Below are 20887 nucleotides of genomic sequence, written 5' to 3'. Positions count from 1 at the left end.
TTTAACGACACCAAGGAATGACATATGAAAACTTTGACTGCCCTGTTCACCGCTGCCGCTCTGACCCTCACCGCTGGCCTGGCCCAGGCTGACGTTCGAATCGACCAGGTTCCGCAACTGGTCAAGGAAGGCAAGATCAAATCCCTGGAATCGATGAACGAAGAAGCCCTGAAGTTGCACCCAGGTGCCACCATCACCGACACCGACTTGGATAACCACTTCAACGGTTATGAGTATGAAGTGGAACTGAAAACTGCCGACGGCAAAGAGTTTGACGTGGACTTCGATGCCACAACGGGTAAAGTCCTGTCCAACAAGCAAGACACTTGATCCATCGATTAAAGGCGCCGCGCAACTTTCAAGTTGCGCGGCTTTTTTGCGTACGTCGTGTGTAAACCGCCACCGATCTGACGATACCGCGCAACTGTCACAAAACCTTCAAGAAAGCTTGCAATGATGCCGCTCAAGTGAACCTGTTGTCGCCGCGACAGGCACTCCCCGCCAGCGAGCCCTCATGAACCACAGCATCGACCAAAGCCATCGCGATCCTGACCTGTTCGGCCTGCTCTACGGATTTCGTTTCCGCCCCGGCGAGCGTGGCAGGGAGATCGATTCGGCCCAGGCCCTGCGAAGCCTGCAACAACCGCAAGACCCGGATGAGTTTCTCTGGCTGCACCTGAACCTGGCTCACGCAGCGTGCGAACGCTGGATGAAAAGCCACCTGGCCCTGCCTGAGGAGTTTTTCGAAGCCCTGCACGAGGGTTCACGCTCGACCCGGATCGAACATGTCGACTCGGCATTGCTGGCCGTGGTCAACGATGTGGTGTTCAACCTCAGCAACCTGGTGTCCTCGGATGTCTCCACGTTGTGGGTTTGCGTGCACAGTCGGTTGATCATCAGCGCGCGCCTGCAACCTTTGCATTCGGTCGACAAGCTGCGCTCATCGGTCAAGGCCGGCGAGTGCTTTCGCTCACCGCTGGAACTGCTCGTGCATCTGCTACGCGACCAAGGCGAAGTGCTGACTCAGATCGTGCGCAAGACCAGCCTCAGCGTCGACCAGATCGAAGACCAATTGCTCTCTTCGCGACTGTCCACCAACCGCTCCGAGTTGGGCGCCCAACGTCGTGTGCTGGTGCGCCTGCAGCGTCTGCTGGCCCTGGAGCCAGGCTCGTTGCTGCGCTTGCTCAACCGCCCACCGCAATGGTTGCAGAAGGAGGACGTCAAGGAGCTGCGCAAGTCCACCGAGGAATTTGCCCTGATCATCAACGACCTCACCGCCCTGGGCGAGCGGATCAAGCTGCTGCAGGAAGAGATTGCTGCCAACCTCAACGAACAAAGCAACCGTACGCTGTTCACCCTGACCGTGGTCACGGTCCTGGCGCTGCCCATCAACATCATTGCCGGTTTCTTCGGCATGAACGTCGGCGGCGTACCGCTGGCCGGTGACCCCGAGGGCTTCTGGATCCTGGTGGCGCTGGTGGCGACCTTTACCGTGATTGCAGGCCGATGGGCGTTTCGCAAGCGACGCGATTATTGAGCATGACCTGTCCAGACAACCCCTTTTGTCGGCACGCCAGGATTTAAAAGTCTTTTTGTCATTTCTCCTGGGGTATCCTGCCCACGCTTTGTAAAAGCGCGGATCTACCAGATCTATCCACAGACTTTGCGAGGAGCGCGATATGCACGAGATCCCTAATCTCCCCTTCCCAAGCCTGCACGACACTGAGCAGACGACCACGCTACAAGCCGGGGGGCAACCTGATGCCCAGCAACCCGAGCCCAAGGAAACCACTGAACGCCGCCAGGCCGACAGCGAAGACTGATTGACCCGCACCACCAGACCGTGTGGAAAGCGCTAAGATGCGCTTTCCACACTGCCTGAACCCGAGTGCCCCATGACCGATGACACCCCTCCCTTCAGCGAAACCCAGGCCAGCGTCCTGATCGGCACCGCCGAGAGAATGGTCGAGATCTGGACCCGCCTTCCCGCCGAGAAACAAGCGGCCCTGCTGGCCCGTTTCGGCAGCGAAGAAAACGCCATCGCCGCGCTGGTCACCACGCGCCTGGTCAGCGGACAGCACGACAGCTGAACCGCCATTGGGCAAATAGTTTTACTTTTCCACGCCCGGACGCCGCGCTCGCCGTTATCATAAGCCGCCTATCTATCCCCGCTGCTCCGTGGACCTCTTTCCCATGTCAGATTCCCAGCGCCCCCTGGCGGTCACGCTGCAAGTCGTTTCCATCGTCCTGTTCACCTTCATCGGCTACCTGAATATCGGCATTCCCCTGGCCGTGCTGCCCGGTTTCGTCCATGGCGAACTGGGCTTCGGCGCGGTGATCGCCGGGCTGGTGATCAGCGTGCAGTACCTGGCCACCCTGCTCAGTCGCCCTTACGCAGGACGAATCATCGACAACCTGGGGAGCAAGCGCGCGGTGATGTTCGGCCTCGCCGGCTGTGGGCTGAGCGGTGTGTTCATGCTCGTGTCGGCCTGGACGCCCCACCTGCCGACACTCAGCCTGATCAGCCTGTTGATCGGTCGCCTGGTGCTGGGCAGTGCCGAAAGCCTGGTGGGCTCGGGTTCGATTGGCTGGGGCATTGGCCGGGTCGGTGCGGCGAATACCGCCAAGGTGATCTCCTGGAACGGCATCGCCAGTTACGGCGCGCTGGCGATCGGTGCGCCGCTGGGGGTATGGCTGGTCAATGCGTTGGGGCTGTGGAGCATGGGCGTCAGCATTATCTTGCTGGGTTTGCTGGGGCTGGCATTGGCCTGGCGCAAAACCGCGGCGCCCATCGTCGCTGGCGAACGCCTGCCGTTCATGCATGTGCTGGGACGTGTGCTGCCACACGGCTGCGGCCTGGCCCTGGGCTCCATCGGGTTTGGCACGATCGCGACCTTCATCACCCTGTACTACGCCACGCAGCACTGGGACAACGCCGTACTGTGCCTGAGCCTGTTCGGCGCCAGCTTCATCGGCGCGCGCCTGTTGTTCGGTAACCTGATCAACCGTCTGGGCGGCTTTCGCGTAGCGATTGCCTGCCTGTCGGTGGAAACCCTCGGACTGTTGCTGTTGTGGCTCGCACCGGATGCCCACTGGGCCCTGGCGGGCGCGGCGTTGAGCGGTTTCGGCTTTTCCCTGGTGTTCCCGGCGCTGGGCGTGGAAGCGGTCAACCTGGTGCCGGCCTCCAGTCGTGGGGCAGCGGTGGGCGCCTATTCACTGTTCATCGATTTGTCGTTGGGGATCACCGGGCCACTGGCCGGTGCCATTGCCGCAGGCTTCGGCTTTGCCTCGATCTTTCTGTTCGCCGCCCTGGCGGCCCTGGGCGGGTTGGCACTGAGTGTCTACCTGTACCGGCAGGCGCCGCGGTACCGTGAAGCGCGGGAGAAGGACTAGAAATCCACCTTGCCGCGCCCGGCCTTGATCGAGCCGCGCTTGGTCTTGGATTCCAGGCGACGCTTTTTCGAACCCAGGGTCGGCTTGGTCGGGCGGCGCTTCTTTTCGACCTTGGTGGCGCTGAGGATCAGTTCGGACAGGCGCTCCAGCGCGTCGGCCCGGTTCTGTTCCTGCGTGCGGTACTGTTGGGCCTTGATGATCAGCACACCGTCGCTGGTAATGCGACTGTCGCGCAGGGCCAGCAACCGCTCCTTGTAGAACTCGGGCAGCGACGAGGCCGGAATGTCGAAGCGCAAATGCACGGCGCTGGAGACCTTGTTGACGTTCTGCCCCCCGGCCCCTTGGGCGCGGATGGCCGTCAGCTCGATCTCGGCGTCCGGGATGTGCACGGTGTTGGAAATCGCCAGCATGGGAAAGGGTCCGCAATCAGGCCCCACAGAATACCCCGAATACCCCAGACAACGCCTAACCCTGTGGGAGCGAGCTTGCTCGCGATTGCAGTGTGTCAGTCACCCTTGACATTGCTGGCCCATCACCATCGCGAGCAAGCTCGCTCCCACAGGGTCCAGTGCTTACTTGGCAGCCGCCACAGCCAATTCCTGGCGGGCACTGCGCTTGTTCTTGATCACGTAGCACCCCCACATGAACACCACCCACACCGGAATCGCATACACCGAGATCTGGATGCCGGGGATCAGCAACATCACGCCCAGGATGAACACCACGAACGCCAGGCAGATGTAGTTGCCGTACGGATACCACAGCGCTTTGAACAGTGGCGTCTGGCCGGCCTGATTCATGTGCTGGCGGAACTTGAAGTGCGAGTAGCTGATCATCGCCCAGTTGATCACCAGGGTCGCGACCACCAGCGACATCAGCAACTCCAACGCATGCTGCGGGATCAGGTAGTTCAACAGCACCGCCACCAGCGTGACCGCCGCCGACGCAAGGATCGAACGTACCGGCACGCCGCGCTTGTCGATCCTGGACAAGGCCTTGGGCGCATCGCCCTGCTCGGCCATGCCCAGCAACATGCGGCTGTTGCAGTAGGTGCCGCTGTTGTACACCGACAGCGCGGCGGTCAGCACCACGAAATTGAGGATATGCGCAGCGGTGTTGCTACCCAGCATCGAGAACACCTGCACGAACGGGCTGCCGCTGTAGGCATCGCCGGAAGCGTTAAGGGTGGCCAGCAGGCTGTCCCAAGGGGTCAGGGACAACAGCACCACGAGCGCGCCGATGTAGAAAATCAGAATCCGATAGATCACCTGGTTGATGGCCTTGGGGATCACGGTTTTCGGTTTGTCGGCCTCAGCGGCGGTGAAACCGAGCATTTCCAGGCCACCGAAGGAGAACATGATGATCGCCATGGCCATCACCAGGCCGCTCACGCCGTTGGGGAAGAACCCACCATGGGACCACAGGTTGGTCACCGACGCCTGCGGGCCACCATGACCGCTGACCAGCAAATAGCTGCCCAAGGCAATCATGCCGACAATCGCCACGACCTTGATGATCGCGAACCAGAACTCGGCCTCGCCGAAGACTTTGACATTGGCCAGGTTGATCGCATTGATCAGGATGAAAAACGCCGCCGCCGACACCCAGGTCGGGATGTCCGGGGCCCAGTAATGGATGTACTTGCCGACCGCGGTCAGCTCGGACATGCCCACCAGGATGTAGAGAATCCAGCAGTTCCAACCCGACAGGAACCCGGCGAAACCGCCCCAGTACTTGTGGGCGAAGTGGCTGAAGGACCCGGCGACGGGCTCTTCGACGATCATTTCGCCCAACTGGCGCATGATCATGAAGGCGATGAAGCCGCAGATGGCGTAGCCGAGGATCATCGACGGGCCGGCTGATTTCAGCACCCCTGCCGAGCCGAGGAACAGGCCGGTGCCGATCGCGCCACCGAGGGCGATCAGTTGAATGTGGCGATTTTTCAGGCCGCGTTTCAGCTCGCCCGAATGCGAGTTTTGTCCACTCATGAAAAGGGTCTCACGCAAGGTTTGATGATGTTCGTTAGACGTTGCCGCTCGAATCGGATCTCAAGCAGCGCCGATCAAACCCCAGCGCAGGCACCAGGACTTCAGCGTTTTTACAACGGTCATGCGTCACCTGTTTGTTTTTATCTGTGACGAAATCGAACCCGACACGCTTGTGGCGTGGCGGAGTGAACAAGGCGGATAACCTTGAAAGTGCGTGGGTACGCGCAGGGTCACAGTAAAACGCGGCGCATTGTACACCGCTGACCCCCTGCTGCCAGACACCACCGGATCAGCGTGTCGTTTGCCGGGATTGCATGGGTCCGCCTCGAACGTGCCGGGCGGCTGCAAAAAAGTGTCCAGGCCCTTGCGAGCCCCTGAAGGGTGTAGCGCGAAAAACGCCACGACGGGAGAGATGCACTCGAGTTGCGGCGTTCATTGCGCCTCCTTCTTGTTATTTACCTGCACGACAGGCATGGGGCGCATCTCACCCTGCCCATCGTTTGGAAACAAGCGGGCCAGAGCCCAGGGAAACCCAATAAGGCAAGACGTGCGGAAGTTTTTTCTTACGATCCGGCAGAACACCGTTTTGGGCTCTCTCGGAGGCCCTTTTTTGTCAGTATTTCTTTACAACCCGTCACGCAAACTTTCCAAGTAGGAAATTTCCGTAGGCTGACTGCAAATTGACGGTAGGTAGCTACCTATTTAAAAAAACACCCAGGCGGCTGTTTTTGAATGAGTAATGTTGTCGTTGAAAATGGAACAAAAAGTTCAAACGAAAAAAATAAAATTATTTTTTTGCAATCCAAAAAACCCTCGACTAGGTTTTCAGCGACTTGCCAAGGCATCGTGCCGACAAGTTCTGTGGTGCCGTCGCCGGCCTGTTCCACTCGCCGCATCGGTCCGCTGATTTCCGTAAAAGTCATCTAGGAGATTCACTATGCAAACACTGGACAAAGACTTGGAAACCGAACTGCAACTGGACGAATGGTTTGAAGCACCGACCCATGAAGCCGCTGTTGAAATGATGCAAGCCGACGCCGTCGTTCCGTTCGGCACGGCGATGTGGCCTCTGTAGGCACCGCCCGGCGGAGGCGATCCGGCCGGTCGACTCCGCCACTTTTTGCCGGTTGTCAGGGAAGTCAAATGAACTTGTCAGGGAAGAATAAGCATGGACACACAACGAGCCATCTCACATTTCCTTTACTACCTCGAACACCATCCCGCCCTGGCTGGCATTCAGCCCGCCAAGGTGTTGCTCGGTCATACCGCTGACTACGAAGCGCTGACCGGCGCCATTGCCGAGCAGGCGGACAGCGGCTCGCCCTTCCGGTTCAGCGCCATGCGCCTGGACCTCGAATCCACGGAGCGCCTGTCCAAGGCCATTGCCGACAGCGATCTGTATATTTTCTTCTACGACTCTTCCACCCTGCCCAACCCACGTCCCGATGGCCCGGACTTTGTCCGTGCGCTGCAAGGCGTGATGGCCGACAACTGGAAGAAATCGCTGCTGTTCAAGGACTATGGCGATTATTTCTACGACACCTTCAGCGTGATTCCCCAGCGCATCGCCGGGCTCAACAGTCACCTGATCCGGCGCATGTCCCAGGCGACGACCCTGAGCTTCCAGGATGACCACGGTTCATATTTCGACACTGCCCTGGGTGGCGTGAAGAAATGGACCGACATCAACGGGGTCGGCAACTACGACCTGGCTCCCGGCGAAATCGCCACCCACAGCGACACCATCAATGGCCGGGTGAATTTCCTCGGCACATTCCTGAGCACCATCCCGTTCGCACGTAAATACGGCGTGTTGCAATCGCCGCTGCAGCTGTGGATCGAAGACTCCACCATCCAGAAAATCGCCACCGATGTACCTGGCCTGGAACACGACTTCAACAAGTACCTGGACGCCAACCCGTCCAATCGCCGCATCGAAGAACTGGGAATCGGCACCAACGAAGGGGTCAAGAGCCTGTACGCCCGCAATGCCGGTTTCGAGGAGCGCCACTGCGGCTTGCATCTGGGGCTTGGCGGTGGGGCCAAGGGCAGCCATCACCTGGATCTGATTTTCGAGAGCGGCGTATTGGCGCTGGATAACGAGCCGATGTTCGATGGGCGGTTTGTGCTTTAGGTTGGATTTCCAGAAGGCTGAGTCCGCATCGCGAGCAGGCTCGCTCCCACGATGGAGCGGTGCCGAACACATATCTCCCATTCACTGAAAATCAACTGTGGGAGCGAGCCTGCTCGCGATGGCGGACTCATCTGCACCACATCATGAAAGCCAGGCCAAAAAAAACGCCAACCCTAAGGTTGGCGTTTTTCATGGGTGCTCGCCGATCACTCCGGCTTACGACGCCCGAACCCCGGACGCTGTCCCGAACCTGCCGGTGCACCACGGCGCTTGCCTGATGGCGCGTCGCGGTCGGCCAGGACGATACCCGGGCGCTTTTTCGGCGCTGGCTTGGCCGGACGCTTGGTGTCGGCCGGGCGATCGGCGACTGGCGTACCGCGACCCGCCGGAGCACCGCGACCTTCACCGCGCTCGGTCCGACCATTGGCCGGACGCGGCGCACGTGGGCCACGCTCACCGTCCTGGCGAGGAGCAGGCTTGCGGGCCGGGCGTTCGCCTTCGATCTGCGGCTCGCGGGAAGGACGCGGGCCGGTCGCCACACCTTCAACAGCCGGACGCAACGTACGCACGCGCTCGGTCTTGCCCATCGGGCGCGAGGATTTACGCTGCATCCGCTCCAGCTTGTCCTTGCTCTTGGCGGTCATCTGCGGCATCGCCACCGGTTTGAGACCCACTTCGGCGGCCAGGATGTCGACTTCGTACTGGCTCATTTCGCGCCAGCGGCCCATCGGCAGGTCGGAGTTGAGGAACACCGGGCCGAAACGCACGCGCTTGAGGCGGCTGACCACCAGCCCCTGGGATTCCCACAAACGCCGCACTTCACGGTTCCGGCCTTCCATCACCACGCAGTGATACCAGTGGTTGAAGCCTTCGCCGCCGGGCGCCTGCTTGATGTCGGTGAAACGCGCCGGGCCGTCTTCCAGCACGACGCCGGCCTTGAGGCGCTCGATCATCTCGTCGTCGACTTCGCCACGCACACGCACGGCGTATTCGCGGTCCATCTCGTAGGACGGGTGCATCAAACGGTTGGCCAGCTCACCGTCGGTGGTGAACATCAACAAACCGGTGGTGTTGATGTCCAGGCGACCGATGTTGATCCAGCGGCCTTCTTTCGGACGCGGCATCTTGTCGAACACGGTCGGACGGCCTTCCGGGTCGTCACGGGTGCAGATCTCGCCGTCGGGCTTGTTGTACATGATCACGCGGCGCACCGTTTCGGCGGCCTCTTCGCGCTTGATCACCTTACCATCGATGGTGATGGCGTCGTGCATGTCGACACGCAGGCCCAAGGTGGCATCTTTACCATTGACCTTGATCCGGCCCTGGGTGATCCAGGCTTCCACGTCACGGCGCGAACCGACGCCGATACGGGCGAGGACTTTTTGCAGCTTCTCGCCTGCTGGGCCGATTTCCTGGCTGTCGTTCTGGTCTTGGTCTTTCATTCTGGGCACCTCCCGGTGTGGTCGGGTCAGGCCTGGCCTGACGCTTTGAAAACGGGTCTTGGACGAAGGGATCGCCAAAGGGTCGCGAATCATACGCCTGTTGAAGCGATTGCGCATCTGAGACTAGCTGATCAACCCAGGCTCAACGCTTTTTCCGCCGACCGGTGGCGCAATGCAGCGGCTCTTGGTGGAGTTCATGATGCACCGCATTCCTCTGTGGGAGCGAGCTTGCTCGCGATAGAGGTTTAACTTTCAACGATGACGTTGGCTGTCAGACCGCTATCGCGAGCAAGCTCGCTCCTACAGGATAGTGGGGTTTCAGAATTGTTTTTCCAGCACGCGGGATCAGTCGTCAAACTGGCGCCGTTCGTTCTCGATCGCCTCGGCCAGGGCACGGGCTTCGGCTTCTTCGTCGCTCAGTTCCGGCTCCGGCTCCGGCTCGTGAGGCTGGAGTGCGGCGACCGCGGCCAGCAGTTTTTCTCGAGCCTCGGCAACGCCGAGGATGTCTTCTTCGGGTTCAGGCTCGGCCTGACGTTCAACTTCGCGGTCGGCCTCGGGAGGCTCATCCGACTCATCCCCAGGACCAGGCCCCTCACGCAGCAGGTCGTCGAAATCGGTCTTGAGGCCTTCTTCCATAGTGTCCAGCTCCAGCAACAACGAGTGGAAACTGGTCTCTTCCTTCGGCTCCTCAGGCTCGGCGCTGGCATCCGCCAGTTCCTGCAAGCCCTGGGGCACCGGCACGTCGTCGAACTCCAGCACCGGTTCGGGTTCCAGCTCCCGCAATTCGGCCAGGGGCGGCAGGTCGTCCAGGTTTTTCAGGTTGAAATGATCGAGAAAGGCTTTGGTGGTGGCGAACATCGCCGGTTTGCCCGGCACATCGCGATAGCCGACGACGCGGATCCACTCGCGCTCCAGCAACGTCTTGACGATATGGCTGTTGACCGCCACGCCCCGTACATCCTCGATCTCGCCCCGGGTGATCGGTTGGCGATAGGCGATCAACGCCATGGTTTCGAGCATGGCGCGGGAGTAGCGCTGCGGCCGCTCCTCCCACAGGCGCCCAACCCAGGGCGCGAACTTCTCGCGGATCTGCAGGCGATAACCGGACGCCACTTCCTTGAGCTCAAAAGCCCGTCCCTCGCAGGACTTGCCCAGCAGCGTCAGGGCTTTCTTGAACACGGCCGGCTCGGGTCGCTCGCCTTCTTCGAAGAGTTCGAACAGGCGCTCCATCGATTGCGGCTTTCCCGAGGCCAACAGGAAAGCTTCAAGCAAGGGGGCCAGCTCGCGGGGTTCAGTCAGATTCATTGATTTGCTCGTTATTCGGCTCGTGCCCGCACGTGGATCGCTGCGAACGGCTCATTCTGCACCAGCTCGACCAAGGATTCCTTGACCAATTCCAGGACCGCCATAAACGTCACCACCACCCCCAAACGCCCTTCCTCGGCGGTGAACAGCTCGACGAACGGCACGAAGCCGCCGCCCTTGAGCCGCTCCAGCACATCGCTCATGCGCTCGCGGGTGGACAGCGCTTCGCGGCTGACCTGATGACTTTCAAACATATCGCCCCGGCGCAGGACCTCGGCCATGGACATCAGCAGCTCTTCCAGGCTCACATCCGGCAGCAACTTGCGCGCCCGCGCTTCGGGCGCATCGAGCTTGGGCACCACCACATCGCGCCCCACCCGGTTCAAGCCATCGAGGCCTTCGGCGGCGACCTTGAAGCGTTCGTACTCCTGCAAGCGCCGGATCAACTCCGCCCGCGGGTCGTCCTCTTCCGCTTCGACCTCCGCCGAGCGCGGCAGCAGCATCCGCGACTTGATCTCGGCCAGCATGGCCGCCATCACCAGGTACTCGGCCGCCAGTTCCAAGCGTACCGACTGCATCAACTCGACGTAGCCCATGTACTGGCGGGTGATTTCCGCCACGGGGATGTCGAGGATGTTGATGTTCTGTTTGCGGATCAGGTACAGCAGCAGGTCAAGCGGTCCCTCGAAGGCTTCGAGGAACACTTCCAGCGCATCCGGCGGAATGTAAAGGTCCAGGGGCATTTCCATGACCGCCTGGCCATAGACCATGGCGAACGGCAACTCCTGCTGCGCGCCGACCTGGCTATCGGCATTGTCCACGGAGGTTTCCACGGCGGACATTCAGGCCTCGACCATGAACGGCGTCGGATCGCCGCACCCGACGCGCACCACCTGGGGCTCGCCATCAGCCAGGTTGATCACCGTGGACGCCGACATGCCGCCGAAACCGCCGTCGATGATCAGGTCCACCTGATGCTCGAGTATCTGGCGCATCTCATAGGGATCGGTCAACGGCTCGGTCTCGCCGGGCATGATCAGCGTCACGCTCATCAACGGCTCACCCAGTTCCGCCAGCAGCGCCAGGGCGATGGGATGGCTCGGCACCCGCAGGCCGATGGTGCGCTTTTTCGGGTGCAGCAACAGCCGCGGGACTTCCCGGGTGGCATTGAGAATGAACGTGTAGGGCCCCGGCAAATGCGCCTTGAGCAAGCGGAAGGTGCCGGTGTCGATCTTGGCGAACAGGCCCAACTGCGAAAGGTCGCTGCAGATGAGCGCGAAATTGTGCTTGTCGTCCAGTTGACGCAGGCGTCTGACACGCTCCACGGCATTCTTGTCGCCGATCTGGCAACCGATGGCGTAGGACGAATCGGTGGGATAGACCACCACGCCACCACCACGAATGATTTCCACGGCCTGTTTGATCAGGCGCGCTTGCGGGTTTTCCGGATGAATCTGGAAAAATTGACTCACGTGTTCTACCTGTTCAGACGGCGGCGGTAACGGGATCATGTTTGAATCTACACCATAGTGGTGGCAGATCTTCCGGCAACGGGCGGTATTCGCCGATCTCGGACCAGCCCCCGGGGCCATGGAAATCACTGCCGGCGGTGACCAGCAGGCCGAACTCACGGGCCAGGATCGCCAGGCTGCCCACTTGCTCGGCAGGCTGATGGCCGTTGACCACCTCGATGGCATGGCCCCCCGCTTGAATATAGTCGGCGACCAGCCGGCGGCGCTTGCTGCGGGTGAAATCATAGTGCCATGGATGCGCCAGGCTGACCCAGGCGCCAGCGGCCCGCAGGGTCTGGACGGTTTCTTCCAGGGTCGGCCAGTGCTGCTTGACGTCCCCCAGCTTGCCGGCCCCCAACCATTTGCGGAACGCTTCGGCGCGATCCTTGACGAACCCTTCGCGCACCATCCAGTCGGCAAAGTGTGGCCGGGCCGGTGCGTTGCCGCTGTCGCCCAGTTCCTGCTGGATCTGCCGGGCGCCGTCCAGCGCACCGGGCATGCCCTTGAGGGCCAGCTTGCGGCTGATCTCTTCGGAGCGCAGCCAGCGCCCGTCGCGCAGGTGTGCGATGGCCTGGACCAGCGCCGGCGCCTTCACATCGAAACCATAGCCCAGCACATGGATGGTCGCCCCGCCCCAGGTACACGACAACTCGACCCCGTTGACCAGCCGCATGCCCAGCGCCGTGGCGGCGCTGCGGGCCTCGTCGAGGCCTTCGAGGGTGTCGTGATCGGTCAGGGCCAGGACTCGCACGCCGTGCTCGAACGCCCGCGCCACCAGAACCGCAGGCGCCAGGGCGCCATCGGAGGCCGTGCTATGGCAGTGCAAATCAACATTCACGAGAGTTTGTGACCTCAAATCAGCTGGCCCTATCGCGGCCAAGGATGTTTGTTATTATGCCGCCACATCCTGCTTCTGGCTGCCACTGTGAAACAATTCATCGACTTCATCCCGCTCCTGCTGTTTTTCATCGTCTACAAACTTGATCCCCGAGCCGTCGATTTCGCCGGTCACTCCTTGACTGTAGGCGGTATTTACAGCGCCACCGCCGTGCTGATCATCAGCTCCCTGGTGGTCTACGGCGCGCTGTTCGTGTCCCAGCGCAAGCTGGAGAAGAGCCAGTGGCTGACCTTGATCGCCTGCCTTGTATTCGGCAGCCTGACCCTGGCGTTCCACAGCGAAACCTTCCTCAAGTGGAAGGCCCCGGTGGTCAACTGGCTGTTTGCCCTCGCGTTCATCGGCAGCCACTTCATCGGTGACCGACTGCTGATCAAGCGCATCATGGGCCATGCCATCAACCTGCCGGAACTGATCTGGACCCGGTTGAACATCGCCTGGATCGCGTTTTTCCTGTTCTGCGGCGCCGCCAACCTGTTCGTTGCGTTCACGTTCCAGGAGTACTGGGTCGACTTCAAGGTCTTCGGCAGCCTGGGCATGACGCTGCTGTTCCTGATTGGCCAGGGCATCTACCTGTCCCGTCACCTGCACGATGCCGACCCCACCACGCCTAAAACCGAGGACTGACATGCTCTACGCAATCATTGCCACCGACGTCGCCGACTCCCTGGAAAAACGCCTGGCCGTGCGCCCGGCACACCTGGAGCGCCTGCAACAGCTCAAGTCCGAAGGCCGCATCGTGCTGGCCGGCCCGCATCCGGCGGTGGACAGCAATGACCCGGGCGCAGCCGGTTTTAGCGGCAGCCTGATCGTGGCCGAGTTCGACTCCCTGGTCGCCGCCCAGGCCTGGGCCGAGGCCGATCCGTTCGTGGCGGCCGGCGTCTACGCCAATGTCGTGGTCAAGCCGTTCAAGCAAGTCCTGCCGTAAATCCCCCCTGGCGCGATGGGCCTCCACGGCTCATTGCCGCCGTTGCTCATCTTTATCGTTCGCCGGCCGACAACCTGTCTAATCTCGATTGGAATTCAGGAGTTGCAATGCGCAAAGGTCCGTTGTGCCTGTTGTTGGTCTCGTTGGCGATCGGAGCGCCCGCCCATGGCGAGGAAAGCACCGAGGGCAGTCATTCGGCGCCCTTGTCCCTGAGCGCCGGCGGCCAGATCGCCGAATTGCAGCAACGCTTGAAAGACAGCGAACGCCAGCGTGAAGAGCTGAGCAAACAGCTGCAAAATGCCGACAGCGAGCGCGAAAGCGCTGTGCTGGCCCGGCTGCGCCAGGAGAACCAGCGCCTGAAGCTGCAACTCAAGGAAGCCCAGGCCAGCCCGCTGCCACGGCTGTTGACCGATCAACAGCAATGGTTCGTCATTGGTGCCGGGGTAGCGCTATTGGCCTTGCTCTGCGGTATCTTTGCCAGCGGTGGACGTAGACAACGTCGGCAATGGCTAAATTGAGTGAGTCATGAGCGAGCTGTTACTGATAGATGATGACCAGGAGCTGTGTGAGCTCCTCGTGAGTTGGCTGAGCCAGGAAGGGTTTCAGGTCCGCGCCTGTCACGATGGCCAGAGTGCCCGCAAGGCCTTGGCCGAAACCGCCCCGGCTGCCGTGGTCCTGGACGTGATGCTGCCCGACGGCAGCGGCCTGGAACTGCTCAAGCAACTGCGCAACGATCACCCGGAGTTGCCGGTGCTGATGCTGTCGGCCCGGGGTGAGCCGCTGGACCGTATCCTTGGCCTGGAACTGGGCGCCGATGACTACCTGGCCAAGCCCTGCGACCCACGGGAACTGACCGCCCGCCTGCGCGCCGTGCTGCGCCGCAGCCATCCGGCGGCGGTGTCCAGCCAGATCGAGCTGGGTGACCTGACTTTCAGCCCGGTGCGTGGCGTCGTCAGCATCGACGAACAGGAACAGACCCTCACCGTTTCCGAAAGTCGCCTGCTCGAAGCGCTGCTCAAGCAACCGGGCGAGCCGCTGGACAAGCAGGAGCTGGCGCAGATCGCCCTGGGCCGCAAGCTGACCCTGTACGACCGCAGCCTCGACATGCACGTGAGCAACCTGCGCAAGAAAATCGGCCCTCACCCCGACGGTCGCCCGCGCATCGTGGCGCTGCGTAGCCGGGGTTATTACTACAGCCTTTGAACACTGCCCCGATTCCGTGCTTGGACCGGGGAAATGATCCCTCTGTGGCGAGGGGATTTATCCCCGCTGGGGTGCGAAGCGCCCCCAGATGTGTCTGCCTCCGCGGTGCATCAGATAAAACCAAGAGGGCCGCTGCGCGGCCCAGCGGGGATAAATCCCCTCGCCACAAATAATCTCCTCGCCGCATTTTCTGCGCCCACTGTTTGTAAGCTCGTCACCAAACCGTCTTTACCCAAGCTTTACGCCCCCCTGACCGCCGCTGACCTTGATCTCCGTAATCTGCACACATCCGGAACTGACCGGGAATGAGACAAGGAGACACACCATGCGCAAGACCCTTATCGCTCTGATGTTCGCTGCCGCCCTGCCGACCGTCGCCATGGCCATGCCCGAAGGCCCCGGCCCGATGGGCCCGATGGACGGCCCGCGCCACGGCGGCCAGATGCACGACAAAGGCCCCTACAGTCAACTGGACCTGAGCCGCGAACAACGCCAGCAGATTCGCCGGATCATGGGCGAGCAGCGCCACGAACAACGGGAACTGGTCGACAAGTACCTGGCCAAGCTGTCGCCAGCCGACCAGAAAGCCATGCAGGACGAAATGCAGGCCCGGCACGAGAAAGTCGATGCCCAGATCCGTGGCTTGCTGAAGCCTGAGCAGCAAAAGGAATTCGACGCGATCCAGAAGAAACAGGCCGAACGTCGCGCCGAGTGGGCTGAGTTCAAAGCCTGGAAAGCGCAACAACCGCAAAAAGCGCAATAATGCACTGACGCTTGCCCAGCCCAACGGCCAATCGCCGTTGGGCTTTCTTTGTTTCCGAGGATTTATCGTGCGTTCATTGTTCTGGCGCATCCTGGCCAGTTTCTGGCTGGCCATCGCCCTGGTTGCAGGGCTTTCGATCCTGATGGGCCATATGCTGAACCAGGACGCCTGGATCCTCAGCCGTCACCCGGGCCTCAATACCCTGCCCGAAGAGTGGACGCAAACCTACGAAACCCAGGGCGAGGATGCCGCCCAGGAGATCCTGCAACAGCGCAAGCGCCAGTATCACATCGACGTCCAGGTGTTCAACGAAAGCGGCGACCCGGTGGTACGCGGCACCTTCCCCCATCGTGCCGCGGCCTTCGAGGCCCGGCAGAACAACGACGACCGACGCCTGCCCTGGCGGCGGCTGACCGACGAGTTCACCAGCGCCAAAAGTGGCGACACGTACCTGTTCATCTACCGCATTCCCCATCCCGAACTGGACGCCTGGCACCGCGGCAGCCTGCTCTGGCCCCTCAGCGCACTGGGCATCGCGCTGGTGGTGCTGACCTTGTTCAGCCTGTTGGTGACGCTTTCCATCACCCGTCCGCTGAATCGACTGCGCGGCGCGGTGCATGACCTGGGCCAGGCCGCCTACCAGCAGAACAGCCTCGCCAAGCTGGCCAACCGACGAGACGAGTTCGGCGTGCTGGCCACCGACTTCAACCGCATGGGCGCGCGCCTGCAAAGCTTGATCGCCAGCCAGCGCCAACTGCTGCGCGACGTATCCCACGAACTGCGCTCGCCCCTGGCCCGTCTGCGCATTGCCCTGGCATTGGCTGAACGGGCCAGCCCCGAGGAGCGTGAAAAACTCTGGCCACGCCTGACCCGCGAATGCGATCGCCTGGAAGCGTTGATCAGCGAAATCCTGGTCCTGGCCCGGGTCGACGCCGACAACGCCGGCGCCGAAGAGGTGGACCTCAACGGTTTGCTGTTCACCCTACAAAAAGATGCACAACTGGCGTCACCGGAGCAAACCGTGCAGCTTGAAACCGAGGCAGGCCTGACCCTCAAGGGCTGGCCGACCATGATCGAGCGAGCGGTGGACAACCTGCTGCGTAACGCCCAGCGCTTCAATCCGACCGGGCAACCCATCGAGATGCGCGCGGCACGCCAGGGCGAACGGATCCTGATCAGCGTGCGCGACCACGGGCCTGGCGTGGAGGCCGAACACTTGGGGCAATTGGGCGAGCCGTTCTACCGCGCCCCCGGCCAGACCGCCGCCGGCCATGGCCTGGGCCTGGCGATTGCGCGTCGTGCCGCCGAGCGCCATGGCGGTGCGCTGGTGTTGGGCAACCATCCTGACGGTGGGTTCGTCGCGACCCTGGAACTGCCGCTGGTGCCGGGGGCTGTTGTCCAGCCTTAAGCTCCCGCTGAGTTCTGTAGGAGCTGCCGAAGGCTGCGATCTTTTGATCTTTCACTCCAGATTCAATTGTCTGGGACAAGATCGCAGCCTCGTTGCACTCGACAGCTCCTACGTAGCTCCAGAACCACGCAGGCTTCACAAACCAAACGATAATTCCTCTTATTCAAACTCCCCGGCCCTGTTAGACTTTGCGCCCTCTTTTCACCTCTCTCCCAGGTCACCCGATGCCATCGTTGCCTCTTCGCTTATGTGCACTGTTCATGGCCCTGGGCCTGAGTGCCTGCGATGACGCCCCGCGTTTTACCCAGGCTGAACCGGGTGAAGCCCGTTCCGGTGGTGCCACGACGGTTCGCAAGAGCGATCAAAACGCCTTTTCCCTGCCCTCGGCCAACCTGCCACCTTCGCGGCGCGTGGATTTCAGCGTCGGCAACAGTTTCTTCCGCAGCCCCTGGGTGATCGCCCCCTCGACCACCACCGCCCGGGACGGCCTCGGCCCGTTGTTCAACACCAACGCCTGCCAGAACTGCCATATCAAGGACGGTCGCGGTCATCCGCCGGCACCGGACGCCGCCAGCGCGGTGTCGATGCTGGTACGCCTGTCGATTCCCGATGCGCCGCCCTACGCCAAGGTCATCGAACAACTGGGGGTGGTGCCGGAGCCGGTTTACGGTGGGCAGTTGCAGGACATGTCTGTCCCCGGTGTCGCTCCCGAAGGTAAAGTCCGGGTCGATTACAGCCCCGTCCCGGTGCGCTTCAAGGACGGCACCGTCGTGGAACTGCGCAAGCCAAACCTGCAAATCACCCAATTGGCCTATGGGCCGATGCACCCGGACACGCGTTTTTCCGCCCGTGTCGCTCCGCCCATGATCGGCCTGGGGTTGCTGGAGGCGATCCCTGACGAATCCATCCTCGCCAACGCCAAAGCCCAGGCGCGGGAAAACAACGGCATCGCCGGTCGTCCCAACCAGGTCTGGGACGATGCCCAACAGAAAACCGTACTTGGACGGTTTGGCTGGAAGGCTGGGCAGCCCAACCTCAACCAACAGAACGTCCATGCGTTCTCCGGTGACATGGGCCTGACGACGAGCCTGCGGCCCTTCGACGACTGCACCGAAACCCAGGTCGATTGCAAGCGCGCCCCCAGCGGCAACGGCCCGGACGGCGAGCCGGAAGTCAGCGACAACATCCTGCGACTGGTGCTGTTCTACAGCCGCAACCTCGCCGTGCCGGCCCGTCGCGAGGTGAATTCTCCTCAGGTACTGGCGGGCAAGAATCTGTTTTTCCAGGCCGGCTGCCAGTCTTGCCACACACCGAAATACACCACGTCCGCCCATGCTGCTGAACCGGAGCTGGCGAACCAGGTCATCCGCCCCTACACCGACCTGCTGCTGCACGACATGGGCGAAGGCCTGGCCGACAACCGCAGCGAATTCAAGGCCAGCGGCCGTGATTGGCGAACCCCGCCGCTGTGGGGCATCGGCCTGACCGAAACCGTTAACGGCCACACCCAGTTCCTGCATGACGGTCGTGCCCGCAACCTGCTCGAAGCCGTGCTGTGGCATGGCGGCGAAGCACAAGCGGCGCAACGCCAGGTTTTAGCGTTCAATGCCGAGCAACGCGCTGCGTTGCTGGCCTTTCTGAATTCCCTTTAAATGCCTTTTCCAGAAATGGGAGCCTGACATGTTCCGTCCCAAGCTGTTGTTCACCAGCCTCGCCGCCCTCGCCCTCGGTGCCTGCTCGCCCCAGGACCCACAAGCCGTCACCTCGGCCGCCATCGCCAAGCAAGTGATCCTGCCGACCTACAGCCGCTGGGTCGAGGCCGACCGGCAACTGGCGACCAGCGCCCTGGCGTTCTGCCAAGGCAAGGAAACCCTGGACACCGCCCGCGCCGACTTCCTCAAGGCGCAAAAAGCCTGGGCCGAGTTGCAACCCCTGTTGATCGGCCCGCTGGCCGAGGGCAACCGCGCCTGGCAGGTGCAGTTCTGGCCGGACAAGAAAAACCTGGTAGGCCGTCAGGTCGAGCAACTGGTCAACAGCCAGCCACAGATCGACGCCGCCGGCCTGGCCAAGTCCAGCGTTGTCGTACAAGGGCTCTCGGCCTACGAATACCTGCTGTTCGACGCAAAAATCGACATGGCCGACAGTGCCCAGAAAGCCAAGTACTGCCCGCTGCTCACTGCAATCGGCGAACGCCAGAAACAACTGGCCGAAGAGATCCTGTCGGGGTGGAACGCCAACGACGGCATGCTCGCCCAGATGAGCAAGTTCCCCAACCAGCGCTACGCCGACTCCCACGAGGCCATCGCCGATCTGCTGCGCGTGCAGGTCACGGCCCTGGACACGCTGAAGAAAAAACTCGGCACGCCGATGGGCCGCCAGAGCAAGGGCGTACCTCAGCCTTTCCAGGCCGACGCCTGGCGCAGCCAGTCGTCGTTGCAAGGGCTGGAAGCCAGCCTGAGCGCGGCCAGGACCGTCTGGGCCGGCGTGGACAACAAAGGCCTGCGCGGCCTGCTGCCAAGCGAGCAGAAACCGTTGGCGGACAAGATCGACGCCGCCTACGATGCCTCCTTGAAACTGTTCGCCAGCAGCCAGCGCTCGTTGACCGAAATGCTCAACGACGATGCCGGGCGCCAGCAACTCAACGATTTGTACGACAGCCTCAACGTCGTCCATCGCCTGCACGAAGGCGAACTGGCCAAGGCGCTGGGCATCCAACTGGGCTTCAATGCCAACGACGGTGACTGATCATGTTTCGACGTCAGGTCCTGGCACTGGGCAGCTTGCTGCTCGGCGCCGTCACCCTGGGCGGCTGGACGCTGTTCAAGCAAAAGGACAAGCACCCACTCTTGCTTTCGGCACGGGACGATGGCGACGGCAAGCATTACGCCGTCGGTTATCGACTGGACGGCACGCGGGTGTTCGCCACCCAGGTCGGCCAACGCTGCCATGACATCATCCATCACCCGACGCAACCGATTGCGCTGTTCGTCGCCCGTCGTCCAGGCACCGAAAGCTACTTGATCGACCTGCGTGACGGGACGCTGCTGCAAACCATCGCCTCGTTGCCGAACCGGCATTTCTACGGCCACGCGGTCATCCATAACAGCGGCGAATGGCTGTACGCCACCGAGAACGACACCACCGACCCGGGACGCGGCCTATTGGGCATGTACCGTTTCGAAGGCGAGCGGCTGGTGCACAGCGGCGAGATGTCCACCCATGGCATCGGTCCTCACCAGGTGTCCTGGATGCCCGATGGCGAGACGCTGGTGGTGGCCAACGGCGGCATTCGCACCGAGGCCGAAAGCCGGGTCGAAATGAACCTCGACGCCATGGAGCCAAGCCTGGTGCTGATGCAACGCGATGGCACCCTACTGAGCAAGGAAACCCTCGCCCAATCGATGAACAGCGTGCGCCACCTCGGCATCGCCAGTGACGGCACCATCGTTTCCGGCCAGCAGTTCATGGGCCCTGCCCACGAATCGTCGGAACTGGTGGCAATCAAGCGGCCAGGGCAGCCGTTCCAGGCATTCCCGGTGCCCGAAGAACAATTGCAGGCCATGGGGCACTACACCGCCAGCGTCGCTGTGCACAGCGACCTGCGCCTGGTGGCCCTGACCGCCCCACGCGGCAACCGCTTCTTCATCTGGGACCTGGACAGTGGCGAGGTCCGCCTGGATGCCCCCTTGCCGGACTGTGCCGGTGTGGGCGCGGTAACCGACGGTTTTGTCGTGACGTCGGGCCAAGGACGTTGCCGCTATTACGATTGCCGCCAGACACAACTGGTTGCAAAACCCCTGGATCTGCCGGCAGGGCTCTGGGACAACCATTTGCATCTGGCCTGAACAAGGGAGCGAAGCCCATCGGTGCCGAGCTCCCTGATTTTTCGGAAAAATCCCACGCATCACCGGCCCGTC

At 61.9% G+C, this 20887-nt stretch carries 24 protein-coding genes; 16 read left to right on the top strand and 8 right to left on the bottom strand.

All coding sequences use genetic code 11. The features are described from left to right. Positions 1-24: 24 nt before the first annotated feature. The 5 genes from BLQ55_RS02375 to BLQ55_RS02360 all read left to right on the top strand — a co-directional run bounded on the left by BLQ55_RS02375 (position 25) and on the right by BLQ55_RS02360 (position 3393). Entirely contained in the window at positions 25-330 is a 306-nt protein-coding gene (locus BLQ55_RS02375) for a PepSY domain-containing protein (RefSeq protein ID WP_072408632.1), read from the top strand. Positions 331-514: 184 nt separating this feature from the next. Beyond that, positions 515-1537, top strand: a complete 1023-nt coding sequence (locus BLQ55_RS02370) for a transporter (RefSeq protein ID WP_072408633.1) — start codon at positions 515-517, stop codon at positions 1535-1537. A 142-nt stretch (positions 1538-1679) separates the two neighbouring features. Continuing rightward, entirely contained in the window at positions 1680-1823 is a 144-nt protein-coding gene (locus BLQ55_RS32100; protein WP_170847594.1) for a hypothetical protein, read from the top strand. Between the two features lie 72 nt (positions 1824-1895). Further along, the gene (locus BLQ55_RS02365) at positions 1896-2090 is read left to right on the top strand and encodes a hypothetical protein (RefSeq protein WP_092201615.1); all 195 of its coding nucleotides are present in this window, start codon (positions 1896-1898) and stop codon (positions 2088-2090) included. Positions 2091-2193: 103 nt separating this feature from the next. Next, the gene (locus BLQ55_RS02360) at positions 2194-3393 is read left to right on the top strand and encodes an MFS transporter (protein ID WP_060740977.1); all 1200 of its coding nucleotides are present in this window, start codon (positions 2194-2196) and stop codon (positions 3391-3393) included. Here BLQ55_RS02360 and arfB read toward each other — a convergent pair. The 3 genes from arfB to BLQ55_RS31160 all read right to left on the bottom strand — a co-directional run bounded on the left by arfB (position 3390) and on the right by BLQ55_RS31160 (position 6304). After that, entirely contained in the window at positions 3390-3803 is a 414-nt protein-coding gene (arfB, locus tag BLQ55_RS02355) for an alternative ribosome rescue aminoacyl-tRNA hydrolase ArfB (RefSeq protein ID WP_060740976.1), read from the bottom strand. The two genes, BLQ55_RS02360 and arfB, sit on opposite strands and share 4 nt — an antisense overlap. Before the next feature lie 162 nt (positions 3804-3965). After that, on the bottom strand, positions 3966-5381 hold the full coding sequence (locus tag BLQ55_RS02350; RefSeq protein ID WP_092252086.1) for an amino acid permease: 1416 nt from the start codon (positions 5379-5381) through the stop codon (positions 3966-3968). 698 nt (positions 5382-6079) lie between these two features. Then, positions 6080-6304: a hypothetical protein gene (locus BLQ55_RS31160; RefSeq protein WP_143011684.1), complete on the bottom strand. Its 225-nt coding sequence runs from the start codon at positions 6302-6304 to the stop codon at positions 6080-6082. Between the two features lie 14 nt (positions 6305-6318). Here BLQ55_RS31160 and BLQ55_RS32095 point away from each other — a divergent pair, with 14 nt between their 5' ends. Further along, positions 6319-6456 (top strand): hypothetical protein, encoded by a 138-nt coding sequence (locus BLQ55_RS32095; protein ID WP_042729498.1) that lies wholly within the window; start codon positions 6319-6321, stop codon positions 6454-6456. A 93-nt stretch (positions 6457-6549) separates the two neighbouring features. Further along, on the top strand, positions 6550-7515 hold the full coding sequence (locus BLQ55_RS02345) for a M29 family metallopeptidase (RefSeq protein WP_092252084.1): 966 nt from the start codon (positions 6550-6552) through the stop codon (positions 7513-7515). A 206-nt stretch (positions 7516-7721) separates the two neighbouring features. Here BLQ55_RS02345 and rluB read toward each other — a convergent pair whose 3' ends face one another. The 5 genes from rluB to BLQ55_RS02320 form a co-directional block, all read right to left on the bottom strand. After that, a complete protein-coding gene (rluB, locus tag BLQ55_RS02340; protein ID WP_092201606.1) occupies positions 7722-8957 on the bottom strand; it encodes a 23S rRNA pseudouridine(2605) synthase RluB in 1236 nt (411 codons plus the stop codon). A 345-nt stretch (positions 8958-9302) separates the two neighbouring features. Continuing rightward, positions 9303-10262, bottom strand: a complete 960-nt coding sequence (scpB, locus tag BLQ55_RS02335; RefSeq protein WP_092252082.1) for an SMC-Scp complex subunit ScpB — start codon at positions 10260-10262, stop codon at positions 9303-9305. Positions 10263-10273: 11 nt separating this feature from the next. Then, complete coding sequence (locus BLQ55_RS02330; protein ID WP_165826070.1) at positions 10274-10972, bottom strand: segregation and condensation protein A; 699 nt, start codon at positions 10970-10972, stop codon at positions 10274-10276. 132 nt (positions 10973-11104) lie between these two features. Continuing rightward, positions 11105-11734 carry an L-threonylcarbamoyladenylate synthase gene (locus BLQ55_RS02325; RefSeq protein WP_053124883.1) on the bottom strand — a complete coding sequence of 210 codons (630 nt, stop codon included), beginning with the start codon at positions 11732-11734 and terminating at the stop codon, positions 11105-11107. 13 nt (positions 11735-11747) lie between these two features. Next, positions 11748-12611, bottom strand: a complete 864-nt coding sequence (locus tag BLQ55_RS02320; protein WP_092201602.1) for a PHP domain-containing protein — start codon at positions 12609-12611, stop codon at positions 11748-11750. Between the two features lie 87 nt (positions 12612-12698). On the opposite strand from BLQ55_RS02320, the gene BLQ55_RS02315 reads away from it, so the two are divergent. From BLQ55_RS02315 to BLQ55_RS02275, 9 genes are all read left to right on the top strand, one after another. Next, a complete protein-coding gene (locus BLQ55_RS02315; RefSeq protein WP_003204874.1) occupies positions 12699-13295 on the top strand; it encodes a septation protein A in 597 nt (198 codons plus the stop codon). Between the two features lies 1 nt (position 13296). After that, positions 13297-13596 carry a YciI family protein gene (locus tag BLQ55_RS02310; RefSeq protein WP_060740968.1) on the top strand — a complete coding sequence of 100 codons (300 nt, stop codon included), beginning with the start codon at positions 13297-13299 and terminating at the stop codon, positions 13594-13596. 107 nt (positions 13597-13703) lie between these two features. After that, complete coding sequence (locus tag BLQ55_RS02305; protein WP_060740967.1) at positions 13704-14114, top strand: SH3 domain-containing protein; 411 nt, start codon at positions 13704-13706, stop codon at positions 14112-14114. Positions 14115-14121: 7 nt separating this feature from the next. After that, on the top strand, positions 14122-14799 hold the full coding sequence (locus BLQ55_RS02300; protein WP_003178772.1) for a response regulator transcription factor: 678 nt from the start codon (positions 14122-14124) through the stop codon (positions 14797-14799). A 325-nt stretch (positions 14800-15124) separates the two neighbouring features. Continuing rightward, positions 15125-15562 (top strand): Spy/CpxP family protein refolding chaperone, encoded by a 438-nt coding sequence (locus BLQ55_RS02295; protein WP_072408657.1) that lies wholly within the window; start codon positions 15125-15127, stop codon positions 15560-15562. Between the two features lie 67 nt (positions 15563-15629). Beyond that, positions 15630-16970 carry a sensor histidine kinase gene (locus BLQ55_RS02290; protein ID WP_092252078.1) on the top strand — a complete coding sequence of 447 codons (1341 nt, stop codon included), beginning with the start codon at positions 15630-15632 and terminating at the stop codon, positions 16968-16970. A gap of 224 nt (positions 16971-17194) precedes the next feature. Next, on the top strand, positions 17195-18622 hold the full coding sequence (locus BLQ55_RS02285; protein ID WP_092252076.1) for a di-heme oxidoreductase family protein: 1428 nt from the start codon (positions 17195-17197) through the stop codon (positions 18620-18622). Positions 18623-18650: 28 nt separating this feature from the next. After that, a complete protein-coding gene (locus BLQ55_RS02280; protein ID WP_092201597.1) occupies positions 18651-19715 on the top strand; it encodes an imelysin family protein in 1065 nt (354 codons plus the stop codon). Between the two features lie 2 nt (positions 19716-19717). Next, complete coding sequence (locus BLQ55_RS02275; protein ID WP_092252074.1) at positions 19718-20815, top strand: DUF1513 domain-containing protein; 1098 nt, start codon at positions 19718-19720, stop codon at positions 20813-20815. Positions 20816-20887 lie beyond the last annotated feature (72 nt).

Origin of the sequence: Pseudomonas sp. NFACC13-1 (genome assembly GCF_900104425.1) — a bacterium.
Lineage (GTDB): Bacteria > Pseudomonadota > Gammaproteobacteria > Pseudomonadales > Pseudomonadaceae > Aquipseudomonas > Aquipseudomonas fluorescens_AA.
This window is presented reverse-complemented; position numbering and strand designations above follow the sequence as displayed.